Source organism: Kolteria novifilia (genome assembly GCA_007748055.1).
Lineage (GTDB): Bacteria > Planctomycetota > Planctomycetia > Kolteriales > Kolteriaceae > Kolteria > Kolteria novifilia.
In genome coordinates this window covers 479,514-494,698 of the sequence record CP036279.1, presented here as the reverse complement: position 1 = coordinate 494,698, position 15,185 = coordinate 479,514, and the positions used below count along the sequence as shown (strand labels likewise).

Here is a 15,185-nt window from a genome sequence, read left to right as displayed (position 1 = left end):
GCTGGCGGCGCTCCCAGTGAACTCAACGGCTACCAACAGAAGGAACCAGCAATGCATCTAGAGAAGGAAGAGATCGAAGTCGGCAAGGCGAACTTCCTCGAAGTTCTTGGTTCGATCCGTGGTGACTTCCTGCAGAAGTCGCTCGCGGCCTCCGAGGTCGGTCCCTACTACTTCGGCTACGAGAAGGTTGATAAGCCGGTCAAGGCCGGCATCGTCGGGACGGGCAACGAAGGCTGCGAGGCGATGATCAAGCAGAGCTCGCCCGCCTACCTCGAGTATGTCGCCTACCACGACATTCGTCCCACCCAGATCGCTCGAGGCCGCAAGAAGTTCGAGCAACTCTACGGCAAGGAGCAGGGGAGCAAGGTCAAGTTCTACGACAAGTGGCAAGACATGCTCGCCGACAAGGAGATCGAGGCGATCGTCGTCGCGACGCCCCTTTGGACGCACGCCCAACTCGCCATCGACGCGATGAACGCCGGCAAGCACGTCCTTTGCGAGAAGCTGATGGCGCACAACATCGCCGACGGCAAACGCATGGTCCGCACCGCCGACGAGAAGAACAAGGTCCTCTCGGTCGGCCACCAACGTCACTACAGTGCCCTCTACGACAACGCGATGGCGGTCGTCCACTCGGGCGTGCTCGGCGACATCCACAACGTCCGCGCGTTGTGGCATCGCAACAACACCTGGCCAGCCCTCGATGGCGACGGGATGCACGACTCCTGGTCGCCCGACATTCCCGAGGACGACGCTTCGGTCGACTTCAAGAAGTACGGCTACAAGAGCTTGCCCGAACTGATTCGCTGGCGTCTCTACGACCGCACCGGCGGTGGGCTCATGGCCGAACTCGGCAGCCATCAGCTCGACGCGTGCAGCCTCTTCCTCAAGAAGGTTCGCCCGATCTCCGTGCAGGCGGTCGGTGGCAAGCACTTCTACGACGACAATCGCGAGTGCGAGGACCACGTCTACTGCATGTACGAGATGCCCGGCGGCATCGGCATGAACTACGCCACGATCAACACCAATAGCCGCGAAGGTTATGGCGAGATCGTTACCGGCACCAAGGGAACGCTTCTCGTCATGAACGAGAAGAACGTCATGCTCTTCAAGGAACGCGAGCGCGGCGACAAGTGGCGTTCGCAGGAGATGCACGTCGACTACAAGAACGGCGATGACCAGAAGCTCATCGGCTCGAAGGACCCGAGCATCGGCGAAGGGGCCGCGTTGGCCCGTCTCGCTCTTGACAAGGCGAGTCAGTTTCTGCCGGCAGGTTCGAAGAAGATGATGAACAACCGCGGCTACCACGAAGAGATCGAGGCCTTCGCCCACGCGATTCGCAATCCGGATTACAAGGTCCGCTGCGATGGCCGGGTCGCGTTGGCCGACGCCGTCATGGCCCTCTCGACCAACGTCGCGATGCGGAACCAGGAGAAGATCGCCTTCGAGGATTCCTGGTACGATCCGAAGAACGACGCGGTTCCGGAGAACAAGAAGGGCGGCGGGACGATCGCCAAGGCGAGCTAGCGACCGCCAAGGCGACAAGCGACGATATCCCAACGGGCGGCCACGAACGGTCGCCCGTTTTCGTGGGTAGCGACTGGCGCTGCGTGTCACTTTCGCGTGATAGACGACCTGTCTCCTAGATGTCAGGTTCTGCATTCGTCGCCCAAGAGACTCTTGGGTGCCATGCCCACGCCTGCCTTGGGCATGCGGGCAACGCCCGTGATTGGGCAGCCGCGTGGGGTGGGTCTTGACCCACCATCTTCGCTGAACCTACGGGCCGCTTGTCAGCCAATGCCGTCTCATGGTCACTGATGCAACTGGGTTCGTTGTCCCCTCGGTGCCCTGATGCCCGAACTTCCCGACATCGCGATCTATCTCGAAGCCCTCGAGCGGCGCGTGTTGGGGCAGGCCCTCCAGCAGATCCGCCTACGTAGCCCCTTTCTCGTTCGTACCTACGATCCTCCCATCGAATCACTCGAGGGCAAGACGATCGAAGAGCTGCGCCGACTTGGCAAGCGGATCGCCTTCGGCTTTGGGAATGACCTCTGGCTTGTCCTGCATCTGATGATCGCGGCAAGGCTCCATTGGAAGTCGCCGGGCGCCAAGCTGACGCCGAAGCGCGACCTCGCGGCCTTCGACTTCGAGGGCGGTTCGCTGGTCCTCACGGAAGCGGGAACGAAGAAGCGGGCCTCGATCCACGTCGTGGCGACCGAGGAGCACCTCGCGATCCACGACCCTGGCGGCCTGGACGTCTTCTCCGCCGATCTCGACCGATTCATCGAGGTGATGACGCGTCGCAACCACACCCTCAAGCGAGCGATGACTGACCCGTATCTCTTGAGTGGCATCGGCAACGCCTACTCCGACGAGATCCTGCATCGCGCCCGTCTCTCGCCGATCAAATGGACGAGCAGGCTCACCCGCGAGGAATGGTCGCGACTGCTTGAGGCGGCCCGCTCGACGCTCACCGATTGGATCGAGCGACTGCGTTCCGAGATGGGCGACGGCTTTCCCAAAAAAGTGACCGCCTTCCGGAAGGAGATGGCGGTGCATGGCCGTTTCGGGCTTCCCTGCCCCGACTGCGGAGCCCCCATTCAGCGTATCCGCTACGCCGACAACGAGACCAACTATTGCGCCCGTTGTCAGTGCGGTGGCAAGATACTCGCCGACCGCTCCCTCTCCCGACTACTCAAGGACGACTGGCCGCGAAACATCGATGAGGTGGAGTGAAGGATGGCAAGTCGATCGGATGCGAACGCATCGCTGGGCAAGCAAGCCGAGCGTTCCGCGCAACATTTGTTGGTCCCCAACGCAACCCGGCTTACGGGTACTGAAGGGGGGCATCGAACGGCGATCCCCGTTGTTCGTGTGACGAACGAGGCGAAAGGGGTCATTCGTGGACATCGCGCAGGTTTCGGATCTAAGTTCGTATCAGGCCAAGTTGCAGGCCCTGGGTTTCAGCGGTGAACATAGTTTGGAACAGCTCTTGGGGGCGGCCCGGGCGGCGCGTCCGGAGATGGCGTCGTATCTCGGCGTATCCGTGAGTGCCCTGGCGACGACGCTCAACAACGTCGCGGGTAGTTCTTCCTCCATCCCGCAGGCCATGGCGACCGCGATTTCGCACGCGACGTATTCTCTCGGTGTCGCGATCGATTTCATCCCGCAACCGCGGTCGGCACCCGCTCTCGCGGCGGCGCCGACTTCGTCCGTGCCGGAGGTCAACCTCATTCCCGAGATGCCGCCCATTCGAGATCAAGCGTCTCGAGGGACGTGCGTGGCGCATGCCGCCCTTGCTGCCTACGAGCACTTCTTGGAGACGCAAGGCGCCTACCAGGACTTGTCCGAGCAGTTCCTCTACTGGAATTGCAAACGCAACGACGGCATCCCTCACGAGGAAGGAACTTGGTTGCAGGTGGCCGTTCCACTGCTGCATCGGGATGGTTGTTGTTTGGACACGACTTGGCCTTACCATCCGTCACCGATTCCAGGAAACGAAGGGCAAGGTCCGCCGCCCGGTGGTGCTCAGATCGAAGCGCTCAACTTCCGGCCCTACGGGTATCAGCAACTCTCATCGACGAGCGTCGATGACATCAAGAACGAACTCGCTCAGGGCCGTTGTGTCGCCTTTTCGGTCCCGGTGTTCAACTCTTGGCTGGGAAGCCAGTGGGTCGCCTACAGTGGCGATATCACGATGCCGGTGCCTGGAGAGATTCGCGTCGGGGGACACGCGATGTGTTTTGTTGGGTACAAGGATCTACCGGGAGCCGGGCTCGGAGGGGGGCGATTCCTCCTCCGCAATAGCTGGGGAAGCAACTGGGGGATCAACTCGCCCCACGGTGTTGGCTACGGGACCATTCCCTACGCGTATATTGCGAAAATGGGAGCGGAAGCGTACGCTATCTCATAGAGAGCCATCACCGGGCAGACGAGGTCTTAGGCGATGCCCAGCCAGTACATTGAGGACTTGCCGCTTCGGTCGGAGGAGAAGCAAAAGCTCTCCGAGCTTTGTGCGCCCTCCCCGGCGGCGCTCCTTGGCATGATGAACGCCGCCCCCGAGGACTTTCGGCGCCTCCTCGGAGGGGAAGCCGTTCAGAACGTTCTGCACTCCCTGCGGCGCATGGTCAGCAAGTCGGACGAAGCGATCGTCGACGCCCCGGCCCCCTCCTTTCATGCCTCGGGAGCCATCCTTGGTCGACGGCCCCCGAACATGCCTCCGAGCAAGGTCGACTTCGAAGAGAGAGAGCGACTCTTTCAGGAACTTCAACGGCTACGCCAAGGTGACGATCAGCCGGCGACGAGACAGCGAGCGGCCGAGATCGAGAAGCGACTCCAGTCACTCCTCGACGCCGACGCCCAGTGAGCGAAGGGGGGCGAGCCGTCGCAACCTCTTCACCCCGTGCTCTCCGCGTCCTTCGCGGGGAGACTCCCCTCTCCTCACATCACGCCGCGTGCATTCCCCGATAGGTCAACGCGAGGCCAACGGCGCACATCGCCGCGCCGAGGTAGGCGGGGGCGAGGTGAACGAAGCTCGTGTAGCCGATGGGGTAGTGGACGACGATCGCGCAGCCGAAGCCGACGATCCCGACGACGAGAAGTGTTTGCCAGAGACTGGGGCAGGGCCGAGCGCACCAGATCGCCAGCAGCATCGCGATCCCGCCGGACGCCAGTCCACCCCCGAAGCCGGCGCGGTCGTGGGCGATGAGCGAGATGAGCCGGGGATTGATCCCCGCGATGTCGGCCGGCGTGAGCCCCATGTACTCGAGATCTTGGGGCACGAAGACGATCGTCATTCCACAGGTCATGATCGTCAGCCCCGCTCCGATGATTCCCACCGCCGTTCCCAGGAGAAAGAGTCTCCCCAGGCCGAACCAAGTCTTCCATGCGAGTGGGACGCCGGGAATGAATAGGGCGCCGAGCCGCTTGGAGCCGACCAAGTGCGGGTAGGAGCGAATCATCCCGGTGACGAAGCAGGGCAAGAGCACGAGGGTCGCCGCCATATGCCAGACATCCAGGTAGCCGTACCCGAGGTAGGCGAGAAAACTGGCGAAGCCGATGAGGCCGCTACTCGCGAGCGTCCACCAGGCCCAGGCGCGTCCCCCGCGTAGGGGAAACGCCGCTAGCCAAAGGTAGAGCATTCCGATCGAGGCCAGGGCGCCGGCGAACGAGATCCGGTCGTGGATCATGAAGTGGACAATTCGACCCTCCGCGTAGAGGCAGAGCGTGTCGCTCGACATCTGGAGGTACGCCAAATCGTGAGGCAAGATATGCCCCATCGCCGAGTGGAAGAAGGCGAAGCCCGCCGAGAGCAGCAAGCTGATCGCGGAGAAGACCAGTAGCGGACGACCATCGCCGAGGACCGCCTCGATCAGTCCCGGTTCGTCGGTGCGTCGCGTCATTTCGTCGGTTGGATTGACCACGGCATTCCCCCGTCCCGCATCCCCAGCTTCTTCGTCGAATCGGGCCGAAGCAACGGAAACTCGCCATCGCGGTCCGTAACTCCGAGAATACTAACCGAACGGGGTGGGAGCGTGCGAAAGGTGGCCCATGGATTTTCTGTTCGATGCTGGAGCGGTGATCTACGTACTGATCGTGGAGTTGGCGCCGCTGCCGCAAATTTGGAAGCTCCGTCTGATGAAGCAAAGTGACCAGATGAGCTTGCTTTTCACGAGTCAGCTCGCCGTGGGGAGGCTCTTGGCGCTCCCCTACGTCTTCGAGAAAGGGGCGGCGATTTTGGCGTGGGGCTTCGTCGCCGGGGCGATTCTTCGGTTTATCCTCGTCGGTCAAGCGTACTACTATCAACGGCGCGCCCGGATGATGCAGCGGTTTCGGGACGAAGAGATTACCATTTGAGGGCGACGGAATAGGCTCGATTCGGGCCGAGAGCGGTGCCGATTTCCTACACTAACTGTTTGGGAAGTGGACCTCGTTTCGAGAGTACGTCCGTGGAAGAAAAGAAGACCGATCCGCCGACCTTTTCCTTCGTCAGCCTCGGCTGTGCGAAGAACCTGGTCGATTCCGAACGCATGCTGGGGCTGCTGGCCACCGAAGGCTACGTCCCCGTCAGCGACCCGCGCGGGGCCGACATGGTGATCGTCAACACCTGCGGCTTCATCGAGTCCTCGCGCCAGGAGTCTCGCGCGGTCATCGACGAAATGCTCGAGATGAAGGCCAAGGGCGACGTCAAGGGGGTGATTGTCACCGGCTGTCTCGCCGAGCGGCAGGGCCAGCAGATCATCACCGAGATCCCGCAAGTCGACGCCGCGGTCGGTGTCTTCGGTCGCGAGGAGATCGCCGCCGTCGCCGAGCGATTCATGAACGGCGCCGTCGAGCAGCGGACGATCTTCCGCCCCGCCGCGGTCAAGGCCCTCGACGACACTGCCCGGCTTCGCGTCACCCCGCGGCACTTCGCCTACATGAAGATCTCCGAGGGGTGCGACCGCACCTGCACCTTCTGTGCAATTCCCGGCATGCGTGGCAAGCACGTGACCAAGCCGATCGAGCAAGTCGTCGCCGAAGCCAAGGAACTCGCCTCCGACGATGTTCGCGAACTGATCATTGTCTCCCAAGACACGACCTACTACGGCAAGGACTTCTACGGCGAGGTTCGCTTGGCCGAACTGCTTCGCCAAGTCGATCAGGTCGAGGGGCTCGAGTGGATTCGCATCCTCTACGCGTACCCCGAGCACATCGACGATGAGCTGATCGAGACCCTCGCCTCGGCCAAACGCATCATCCCCTACCTCGACATGCCGCTACAGCACATCAACAGCCGGGTGCTCAAGCGGATGCAGCGCCGCCACAGCCGGGAGCAGACGATCGACATCCTCGGCCGACTGCGCGAGAAGTGGCCGAACCTGACCCTGCGGACGACGTTCATCGTTGGCTTCCCCGGCGAGACCGAGGAAGAGTTCCAGGAGCTTGTCGACTTCGTCAGCGACTTTGGCTTCGATCGGGTTGGCGTCTTCACATACTCCTACGAGGAAGGGACTCCCGCGACCAAACTCGACGGGCACCTTCCGGAAGAGGTCAAGGAGGAGCGTCGCCAGCGACTCATGGTCGCGCAGCAACAGGTCGCGTTCGAGAAGGCTCGGACCAAGATTGGCCGGGAGATGACGGTGATCATCGACGATGTCGATCGGCGCTCCGGCCGGCTCATCGCCCGTAGTGAAGGGGACGCTCCCGAGATCGACACCGTCGTCAACGTCGTCGGGGGGAAGGCCAAGCCGGGGCAGTTCCTGAAGGTCCGCGTCACCAACGCCGACGGCTACGACGTCACCGCCGAGGCGGTTGGCGAGCCTTGGTAGTTGCCCGCACGCCTCCGCCCGCTGTGAACCTTTGCGCCGTCTTCATAGACTCACCCAGAACCACGGAACGGGTTGGCCTCGATGTGACCGAATGCAAGGTGGGTGAATGTCTTCGGAAGGCTCTTCGACGGGGATCGGCAATCTTCCCAACACGCTGACGACGATTCGGCTGTTCCTATCGTTCGTCTTCTTCGCGTTGATCTGGTTGGATCAGTGGCTCTTGGCGCTGATCGTCTTCGTCGTCGCGGCGATCACCGACTGGCTCGACGGGTACTACGCCCGCCGACTCGGCCTGACGTCACCACTCGGTCGCGTTTATGATCCCTTGGTCGACAAGGTCCTCATCAGTGGTTCGTTCATTTTCCTGCTCCCGATTCCCGGTGCTGGGCTCAATGCGTGGATGGTGACGATCATCGTCGCCCGCGAGTTCATCGTCACTGGGCTGCGCGGCTTTCTGGAGCAGAAGGGGGTCGCCTTCGGCGCCGACCGCTTCGGGAAGATCAAGATGGTGCTGCAGTGCGTCGCGATCCCCTGGATGCTCTTCGTGCTGATCTTCGTGAGCGCCGAGATCCAGAGCACCTTCCTGTTCGTCGTTCGCGATCTGCTCAACTGGGGGACGGTGATCGTGACGGCTCTCAGCGGGTTCAATTACATCCGCAAGGCGCTCGCCCACTTGCACTAGTCGACGCCTCGTCGGTCAGGCCATTGCGCGACCGTATTGGGAACGACTGTAGGTCAGGCCATTGCCTGACACAGAGGCTGACGAATGAGTGGAGATAGAGGTCGTTCGCGTCAGCCCATTGCCTGATCGACGGGTCCGTCTTTCTTCGGAGCCGCTGGGTCGCGGGCCGACTCGATCCTTTCACCCTTGGCGGGCTGCATGGCTGACGTTCCGTATCTGTTGCGACTGACCAGCCGTATCGCCGAGGGGCTCACGCGCCTTGATGACGAACGACGGCAACGTCATCTTAACCTCGTTCGAGCCTACCAGCAGACCGACGGTGGCTTCGCCGGCCGTGACGGTGGTTCGGACATCTACTACACCGCGTTCGGGATTCGTTGCCTCGCGATGCTCGACGGTCTTGGGCCAGAGGATGTCTCGCGACTGGCGGACCATCTCCGGCAGGTCAGGGATGAAGCCGACACGCTCGTCGACCTCTTGAGCTGGCTCTCCTCCGCGGTGGTGATCACCGTCGCGGGCGGGGAGGGACTCCTCGATCCGACCGATCCGGAGCTGAGCCGTCTTCCCGAGCGAATTGCCGAATTCCGCACGCCCGATGGCGGCTACAACAACTCCCCCGGCGGCCGGAGCGGGAGCACCTACCATACCTTTGTCGCGACGCTCTGTTTCGACCTTCTCGTCGAGCCGATCCCGAACAAGGACCAACTCACGCAGTTCGTCTTGGGGCGGTGTCGTGAGGATGGCGGCTTCGTCGAAGTCCCCGCGATGAAGCGAAGTGGCACCAACCCCAGCGCGGCCGCGATCGGAACTTTGCTCTTGCTCGACGCGATCACGCCAGCGGTTCGCGACGGCGCACAAGCCTTCTTCGACACGGTCTCGTCCGACGAAGGAGGATTCGCGGCCAACACGCGAATTCCGATCGCCGACGGGCTTTCGACCTTCACCGGCTTGGTGTCGCTCCTCGACTTGGAGCTTCTCGATCGCGATCGCGCGAGACGCATCGAGAAGTATGCCCGCTCGCTGGAAGTCAAGCAGGGGGGCTTCATCGGGTTCGCGCTCGATGGGCAGCCGGACGTCGAGTACACCTTCTACGGACTTGGCAATCTCGGCTTGGTCTGGTCAACGATCGCCGCCGGGGAGAAGGGACCGTGACGGCGCGCGACGACTTGCCGGCGCTGCTCGGGGGCGAACCCGCCTTTCCCGACGGCCCGCCGACTTGGCCGATCGCCGACGACGGGGTCGCGCGCGTTCTTCGAGAACTCGCCGCGAGCGGGGATTGGGGCAAGTATCACGGCCCGCATTCGCTCCGTTTGGCGGAGTGGATCGCCAAGCACCACGCAACCGAATTCGTCGAACTCTGTGCGAGCGGGACGTGTGCCATTGAGCTGGCACTGCGAGGTGTCGGGGTCGGCGCGGGCGATGAGGTGCTCCTCGCCGGCTACGACTTTAAGGGGAACTTTGTCAACGTCGTTCGTCTTGGAGCACTGCCGGTTCTCATCGATCTCGATCCCGAGACCTGGAATCTCGATCCCACGCTTCTGGCCGCCGCGATTACCGAAAGGACTCGAGCCATTGTTGTCTCCCACCTTCATGGCGGGACGGTCTCGATGAAGCAAGTCCGCGCGGTTGCCGACGAGCACAGCCTCGCGATTGTCGAGGATGCCTGTCAGATGCCGGGCGCGACAATCGAGGGACGGCCCGCCGGCATCTGGGGCGATATCGGTGCTTGGAGTTTCGGAGGGAGCAAGACGCTCTCCGCGGGGCGGGGCGGAGCGCTCTACACCCGGGATGCGGCGATCGCGCAGCGGATCCGACTCGACGTCGAGCGGGGAAATCACGCCTATCCGCTTTCGGAGCTTCAGGCCGCGGTGCTCTTGCCGCAACTTGAGCGGCTCGAGGATGACCATCAGCGCCGCGCCGCGAACGTTGAGCGTCTTTTGGATGGGTTGACTGACGTCAAGGGGCTACGTCCGATCACCCGGCCGACGGAGGAGACCAAGCCCGGCTACTATAAGCTTGGGTTTCAGTACGAGCGGGAAGCGTTCGAAGGGCTATCGCGCGAGAACTTTGTCCGGGCCGCTCGCGGCGAGGGCGTGGCGTTCGACGAGGGCTTTCGGTCGCTCCACAAGATTCACTCCCGGCGACGTTATCGAGCGGGTGGGGCGTTGACTCAAGCGGATGCCGCCGATGAGAGGATGATCGTGTTGCATCATCCGGTGTTGTTGGCGGAAGGCGACGTGATCGACCGCGTGGCGTGGGCGATTGGGAAGGTGTCTCGACACGCGGCGAGCCTGGCGGCGAGGGCGGATCGCGATTGACCCGCCCTTGAACATGATAGCCGTTAGTTGTTGCCGGCGAGATCGCTCAGGGACCTTGGGTTGAAAGGACGGGCGGTCGTTGGGCCCGAGTCCTCGGCGACTTGCGATTCCGCGTAGGCCGCTTCGAACGTTTCGCGCTGGATGGTCTCGAAGACCTCCTGGCGATGGACGGGCACGTCGCCGGGCGCGGCGATGCCGATCCGGACCTTGTCCCCCTTAATGTCGACAATCGTGACGATGATCTCGTCGCCAATCATGATGCTTTCGTCGAGTTGACGAGACAGAACTAGCATGGGTCATTCTCCTTCCGTCGACCAACCCGGTGGAAAACGAATCGGTTGCGGCAGCCGATCCGTTGATGCGTTCCAAGACGAACATACTCGTTCGCACCGGGTCAGGGCGTCGTCGCGATGGTCCCCGCCGCGACCGGCGAACCGGTGGCGTTGCTGGAATTATACGGCGATGGTGGCGCGGTCGTTGCCCTGATGGCGAATCTTCCCTAACTCGCCTTCTTTACCATCGGCGAAGCGTAGGATCTGTAGCCATCCTATTTTATCAGGGTTGCGCTTTCTACGTAACGGTTGCATCGATCGCGACTAGGTTGCGAACCTCGTAGTCGGGGTCGTTGAGTACCACTTGCTTGCCGAGCATCCGATGAGGATTGAGCAGCAGCGGTCCCTTGAGGTTCACGGCGAATTGTTCGTTGACGCGGTTGAGGATCAGCAGCACCACCGCCTCGCTCTTGTTGTCGAGCTTCAGGCAGCGAATCTCCTCGGGATGAACGTCGATGTGATAGTTAAGTTGGACCTGTTGCGACGGGACCGTCGCGAGCGTGAACTCGGGAAAGTCAACGCTCTGAAGCCAGAGCAATTGCTTCGACTCGGGATCCTGCAGGAGGAGAAAGCGTTTGTGTCTCGACAGGCCGACCAGCCCCTCCGGAAAGGTGAGAAGGTCGTCCTCTTCCACGTCGATCTCGCCAAAACGTCGCGTCGCGAGGCGCAAGGTAGTTTCTCCAACGGATGACGATTCCCAATCCGAGCCAAACTCTCTCTTACGGCTCGCGTCAGATGAAGTCGAGCAGCGATCCTTGAAGCAAGCGGCCAGTCGAGGCCAGCGTCGCTTCCAGGGCGGTTTGCTCGGAAAGCAGCCGCGTGATCGTCTCGCTCAAGTCGATCTCGACCGCGTTGGCGGTGAACTGCTCGAGATCGAGCGACTGTTCTTGCAGCCGGCGCGATGAGGACTCGAGCACGACCAAACGGCTTCCCGTCTCGCCCCGCGCGGCCACCAAACGTTGTTGGTCTTCCGCCAGCGTCTTTCCCGTTCGTTCGACGGCGTAGGCATCGCCGTTCTGTAGGGCGCTCTCCAGCCGCAGCAGCGTGTCGAAGATTCCTTTGACGCGTCCTTCGTGGCGGTTCTCCCCGAGAATGTCGTCGGCGGCGACATCGCCGAGAATGCCGAGTTGTTCACCCGCGAGGCTGCCGTTGACCGACTCGACGACGAAGTTGCCGCCACCGCCCGTCCCGTCGGTCAGGCGAATTCCGCCCACCGGGTTGGGCTCGACGACCAAGTCGTAGGGGCCGGGGGGCGGCGAACCGCCAGGCGTCAGCGGAAGAGGGACGTTGAGTCCCGCCGCCCGCGCCGATTCGTAGATCCGTGTCTGCACATCCGCGACCGTCGCGACCGAGGGGGAGACCAGCGAGTCGCCGCCGGGCTGCCCAAGATCCCTGCTCAGGTTCACCTCGAAGGTCGTTCCGTCACGCAGCGTGAACTGAAGGTCGTTCCCTGGGACGGTGTCGATGCCGCCATTGTCGTTGAAGTCCGCCAGCGCGGTCCGTTCGTCGGTGGTCAGGATGCCCAACGTTTGCGCCGCCGAAGTGAAGGTCGGCGGGGGACCGACGGCGGTCTGGGTATCGGTCACGACGTAGGGGACGCCCGAGTAGACGTTGACGACGTTGATGCCGTTCTGGGCGTCGTTGATCTCGGCGCGGACGTAGACGTCGGCCGCGTTGAAGAGATTGAGCAAGTCGGCGACGGTGTCGGTCGGGGTCAAGGTCTGCGTGTCGACGCTGACGGTGGAGTTGCCCTGGGCGATGTTCACGGGCCCGGTGCGGATGTTGGGATCGAGTCGGGAGAGCGACGTGTTGAGCGTGATGATTGGTCGCAGGTTGTCGCCGTCGAGAGGGATGGCGCTTCCCGCGGCCGAGGTCAGGATGCCGAGATCGGACGCGGTTCGCCCTCCGTCGACCTCTTGAACGACGACCGCGCCGACGCCGCCGATTTCCAGGCCACTGTCGGTCGCGTTGATCTGAGCGGGCGTGCCGGGCAGCGCGTTGTTGATCGCGTTGATGACATCGTTCAGGGTCGCGGCCTCGGAGAGATCGACGATCACCGGGTCCGCGGTCGTGCCGTTGTCGATGCTAACACGCCCGAGGCGGACGCCGTCGCCGCCGTTGAGTTCCGACAGTCGGGTGCCGGGATCGACCGTGACGTCAAGCGCGACGCCGCGGCCAGCGGCCGAGTCCGTTCCGATCGAACTGTTCGCGGTGACGTTCGAGGCGAAGGTCGTCTCGATATCGCGAAGCGACTCGGTCAACTCGTTGTCGCCGCTGAAGACGATGCCCTCGCCTACCACGCGGAAAGGTGCTTCGTCGCTCCGCTGGCCGGCGAAGAGAAAACGATTGAGGTAGGACTCGTTCGATTGGACGAGTAGGGCGTCGACGGAACTGCGCACTTCGCTCAAGTCGGCGCTGCTCTCGCCGAAATCGGTGATCTGTTGCGTGTTGCGAAGGACGATCGACGTGGTCGCGTCGGCGACATCGACGAAGCCGGCCAGCACGCTTTCGGTTTGGGCCAGCGTGTTCGATCCCGACTCGATGCTCCTGCGAAAGGTGTCATTGGCCGCCTGAAGGGAGCTGAAGATGGTCGCTTGGAAGGCGGCGTTGGGGTTGTCGCCGGGAGTGAGGACCTTCTTGCCCGAGGCGAGTTCGATCGACGACCGAGTTGCCGCGAGGGTGCGGGCGCGGACGTTCTCCGAGGAGATCATCTCTTGGAGGACATTCGGGACGCGGCCGTTGGCACTCGAAATGAAAGTCATGGTGTCGTTTCCATCGGTCGACGGTTCGCCACTCGACGCTCCGTTGGACCCGCTATTTCCCTAGGTCGGCTAGGACGCCAGATTGAGGACCTCGTCAATGAGCTCGTTCACGACCGAGATGTGCCGCGCCGAGGCCTGGAAAGCTCGTTGAAACTGAGTGAGCTTCAGCACTTCCTCGTCCAGGCTCACGCCGGTGATCGCCAAGGACTGCGACTCGAGCGAGAGCGACGTCGACTGAAGGATCTCGGTCTGGGCCTGCGCAGCTTGGGCGCCGTTGCCCAACTGCTGCACGCTCTCGGCCAAGTAGTCGGTGAGCGAGAGTCCGCCGAGGGTGCCGACCGACTCACTACGAAGATTGCCCAGCGCGACGATGTTGCTGGTGTCGCCCGGATTGCCGTTGCGCGACGCCGACAAGAGCGCCGGTTGCTCGCGAAGCCGTTCGTTGACGCCGATGTCCGAGGCGAGCGAGCCGGTAAAGAGGGTGTTGACGCCGATCGCCGCGAGCAAGTCGGTGTTGTCCTCGCCGAAGGTGAAGCTGACATCGGTCGGGGCGTCGAGGGTAAGCTTCCCTCCCGAGATGGTCGCGAAGTTCGGGATCCCGGTGATGGTGTTGATGTTGGTCGCCACGTCGTCGAGCGAGTCGCTGGTCACCCCGTCGAGCGTCACGGGAATGGTGTACGTCACTTCCTGCCCGGTGGTCTCGGCGACCCGCAGCTCGAAGAACCCGTTGCGGATCGGGAAGGGGAGTCCCGCGTCGGGCGAGTTCAGCGCGGCGAAGCGATCGATGACCGAGCCGGTGCTGGTCACTTCGGTGAAGGACTCGAGACCTTGTCCCGAGCTTTGGATCTTGTTGGCTTCGAAGATCAGGTTCGACGCGAAGGTGTCGAGGCGATCCATGGCGCTGGCGAGATCCTCGTCGCGCGCCGTCTGGAGCCCCCCGAGCCGGCCGCCGCCCAGCGGAACCTCGGCGCGGGAGTTCGCGAAGACGAGACTCGAGCGGGGGACGCCATCCTCGACCGATTGAGTCACGTCGACATGTTGGACCTGGCCGCTGATCAGAAGATAGTTCTCGCCCGAGTAGATGTTGATCGACCCGTTGAGATCCTCGTGCGTCTGGATCTCGACGAGTCCCGACAGCGTCGTCAGCTCCTGATCGCGAAGATCGCGCAAACCGGCCGCGTCGCCGTCCTGGGCGATTCCCCCGGTCGCGGCGACGATCTGCGAGTTGAGGTCCTTGATGCGATCGAGCGAGCGATTGATGGCGTCGACCGACGATTCGACCTCGGTGTTGATGTCTTGCTGGATGTCGCGGAGCCGTTCGTTGATCCCCTGGACGGTCTCGGCGAGGGTAACGGCGTTTTGGACGGCGACTCCACGAACCCCGACTTCCAACGGGTTGTTCTGAACGTCGGCGACCGAGTCGAAGAACGCGTCGAGCTGCGACGAGAGGTCCGTGTCGCTGAGCTCGTTGAAGACCCCTTCGATGCGCTGCACGATGTCGAGCCGGCCGCTGGCGGACTCGAACTCGCTCTTGGCTTCGCGGCCACGTTCGATCAGGTAGGAGTCGACGACCGAGCGGACATCGTCGGCGCGTACGCCTGGTCCGACCGAGACGCTGCCGAACTGCGACGGCGTGATCGGCGAGAGATCGAGTCGCTGGCGGGCGTAGCCGGGCGTATTGACGTTGGCGATGTTGTTGCCGGTCACCGACATGCCGAGGCGGTTGATCAGCAAGCCCGACGCACTGGCGGAGAAACTCGCGAATAGGGACATGGTGGCGG

14 protein-coding genes are annotated in these 15,185 nt (G+C 62.8%); 9 read left to right on the top strand and 5 right to left on the bottom strand.

Features of this window, described 5'->3' with window-relative positions:
• The first annotated feature begins 51 nt into the window (after nucleotides 1–51).
• From Pan216_RS01870 to Pan216_RS01855, 4 genes are all read left to right on the top strand, one after another.
• Complete coding sequence (locus Pan216_RS01870; RefSeq protein WP_145254014.1) at nucleotides 52–1,527, top strand: Gfo/Idh/MocA family protein; 1,476 nt, start codon at nucleotides 52–54, stop codon at nucleotides 1,525–1,527.
• A gap of 324 nt (nucleotides 1,528–1,851) precedes the next feature.
• The gene (locus Pan216_RS01865; protein ID WP_145254011.1) at nucleotides 1,852–2,736 is read left to right on the top strand and encodes an Fpg/Nei family DNA glycosylase; all 885 of its coding nucleotides are present in this window, start codon (nucleotides 1,852–1,854) and stop codon (nucleotides 2,734–2,736) included.
• A gap of 166 nt (nucleotides 2,737–2,902) precedes the next feature.
• Nucleotides 2,903–3,913 carry a C1 family peptidase gene (locus tag Pan216_RS01860; protein ID WP_145254008.1) on the top strand — a complete coding sequence of 337 codons (1,011 nt, stop codon included), beginning with the start codon at nucleotides 2,903–2,905 and terminating at the stop codon, nucleotides 3,911–3,913.
• A gap of 33 nt (nucleotides 3,914–3,946) precedes the next feature.
• Complete coding sequence (locus tag Pan216_RS01855; RefSeq protein WP_145254005.1) at nucleotides 3,947–4,366, top strand: hypothetical protein; 420 nt, start codon at nucleotides 3,947–3,949, stop codon at nucleotides 4,364–4,366.
• A gap of 79 nt (nucleotides 4,367–4,445) precedes the next feature.
• Here the strand turns inward: Pan216_RS01855 and Pan216_RS01850 are convergent, their stop codons facing one another.
• Entirely contained in the window at nucleotides 4,446–5,423 is a 978-nt protein-coding gene (locus tag Pan216_RS01850; RefSeq protein WP_419193159.1) for a hypothetical protein, read from the bottom strand.
• Nucleotides 5,424–5,550: 127 nt separating this feature from the next.
• Here Pan216_RS01850 and Pan216_RS01845 point away from each other — a divergent pair, with 127 nt between their 5' ends.
• The 5 genes from Pan216_RS01845 (at nucleotide 5,551) to Pan216_RS01825 (ending at nucleotide 10,310) form a co-directional block, all read left to right on the top strand.
• Nucleotides 5,551–5,856: a hypothetical protein gene (locus tag Pan216_RS01845; protein WP_145254002.1), complete on the top strand. Its 306-nt coding sequence runs from the start codon at nucleotides 5,551–5,553 to the stop codon at nucleotides 5,854–5,856.
• Between the two features lie 92 nt (nucleotides 5,857–5,948).
• Complete coding sequence (rimO, locus tag Pan216_RS01840) at nucleotides 5,949–7,310, top strand: 30S ribosomal protein S12 methylthiotransferase RimO (RefSeq protein WP_145254000.1); 1,362 nt, start codon at nucleotides 5,949–5,951, stop codon at nucleotides 7,308–7,310.
• A 106-nt stretch (nucleotides 7,311–7,416) separates the two neighbouring features.
• Nucleotides 7,417–7,992: a CDP-diacylglycerol--glycerol-3-phosphate 3-phosphatidyltransferase gene (pgsA, locus tag Pan216_RS01835; protein WP_145253997.1), complete on the top strand. Its 576-nt coding sequence runs from the start codon at nucleotides 7,417–7,419 to the stop codon at nucleotides 7,990–7,992.
• A 198-nt stretch (nucleotides 7,993–8,190) separates the two neighbouring features.
• Nucleotides 8,191–9,144 carry a prenyltransferase/squalene oxidase repeat-containing protein gene (locus Pan216_RS01830; RefSeq protein ID WP_145253994.1) on the top strand — a complete coding sequence of 318 codons (954 nt, stop codon included), beginning with the start codon at nucleotides 8,191–8,193 and terminating at the stop codon, nucleotides 9,142–9,144.
• The gene (locus Pan216_RS01825; protein ID WP_145253990.1) at nucleotides 9,141–10,310 is read left to right on the top strand and encodes a DegT/DnrJ/EryC1/StrS family aminotransferase; all 1,170 of its coding nucleotides are present in this window, start codon (nucleotides 9,141–9,143) and stop codon (nucleotides 10,308–10,310) included. Before Pan216_RS01830 ends, Pan216_RS01825 begins: the two co-directional genes overlap by 4 nt.
• Nucleotides 10,311–10,333: 23 nt before the next feature.
• On the opposite strand, the gene csrA is transcribed toward Pan216_RS01825, so the two are convergent.
• The 4 genes from csrA to flgK form a co-directional block, all read right to left on the bottom strand.
• Complete coding sequence (gene csrA / locus Pan216_RS01820; RefSeq protein ID WP_145253987.1) at nucleotides 10,334–10,603, bottom strand: carbon storage regulator CsrA; 270 nt, start codon at nucleotides 10,601–10,603, stop codon at nucleotides 10,334–10,336.
• Between the two features lie 277 nt (nucleotides 10,604–10,880).
• On the bottom strand, nucleotides 10,881–11,312 hold the full coding sequence (gene fliW, locus Pan216_RS01815) for a flagellar assembly protein FliW (RefSeq protein WP_419193158.1): 432 nt from the start codon (nucleotides 11,310–11,312) through the stop codon (nucleotides 10,881–10,883).
• Nucleotides 11,313–11,373: 61 nt separating this feature from the next.
• The gene (locus Pan216_RS01810; RefSeq protein WP_145253982.1) at nucleotides 11,374–13,404 is read right to left on the bottom strand and encodes a hypothetical protein; all 2,031 of its coding nucleotides are present in this window, start codon (nucleotides 13,402–13,404) and stop codon (nucleotides 11,374–11,376) included.
• 69 nt (nucleotides 13,405–13,473) lie between these two features.
• On the bottom strand, nucleotides 13,474–15,177 hold the full coding sequence (gene flgK, locus Pan216_RS01805; protein WP_145253979.1) for a flagellar hook-associated protein FlgK: 1,704 nt from the start codon (nucleotides 15,175–15,177) through the stop codon (nucleotides 13,474–13,476).
• Nucleotides 15,178–15,185 lie beyond the last annotated feature (8 nt).

Coding starts and splice junctions, on each gene's coding strand:
- Pan216_RS01845 (WP_145254002.1), top strand. CDS start 5,551: ATGGATTTTCTGTTCGATGCTGGAGCGGTGATCTACGTACTGATCGTG.
- csrA (WP_145253987.1), bottom strand. CDS start 10,603: ATGCTAGTTCTGTCTCGTCAACTCGACGAAAGCATCATGATTGGCGAC.
- Pan216_RS01855 (WP_145254005.1), top strand. CDS start 3,947: ATGCCCAGCCAGTACATTGAGGACTTGCCGCTTCGGTCGGAGGAGAAG.
- Pan216_RS01870 (WP_145254014.1), top strand. CDS start 52: ATGCATCTAGAGAAGGAAGAGATCGAAGTCGGCAAGGCGAACTTCCTC.
- Pan216_RS01810 (WP_145253982.1), bottom strand. CDS start 13,404: ATGACTTTCATTTCGAGTGCCAACGGCCGCGTCCCGAATGTCCTCCAA.
- pgsA (WP_145253997.1), top strand. CDS start 7,417: ATGTCTTCGGAAGGCTCTTCGACGGGGATCGGCAATCTTCCCAACACG.
- flgK (WP_145253979.1), bottom strand. CDS start 15,177: ATGTCCCTATTCGCGAGTTTCTCCGCCAGTGCGTCGGGCTTGCTGATC.
- Pan216_RS01830 (WP_145253994.1), top strand. CDS start 8,191: ATGGCTGACGTTCCGTATCTGTTGCGACTGACCAGCCGTATCGCCGAG.
- Pan216_RS01865 (WP_145254011.1), top strand. CDS start 1,852: ATGCCCGAACTTCCCGACATCGCGATCTATCTCGAAGCCCTCGAGCGG.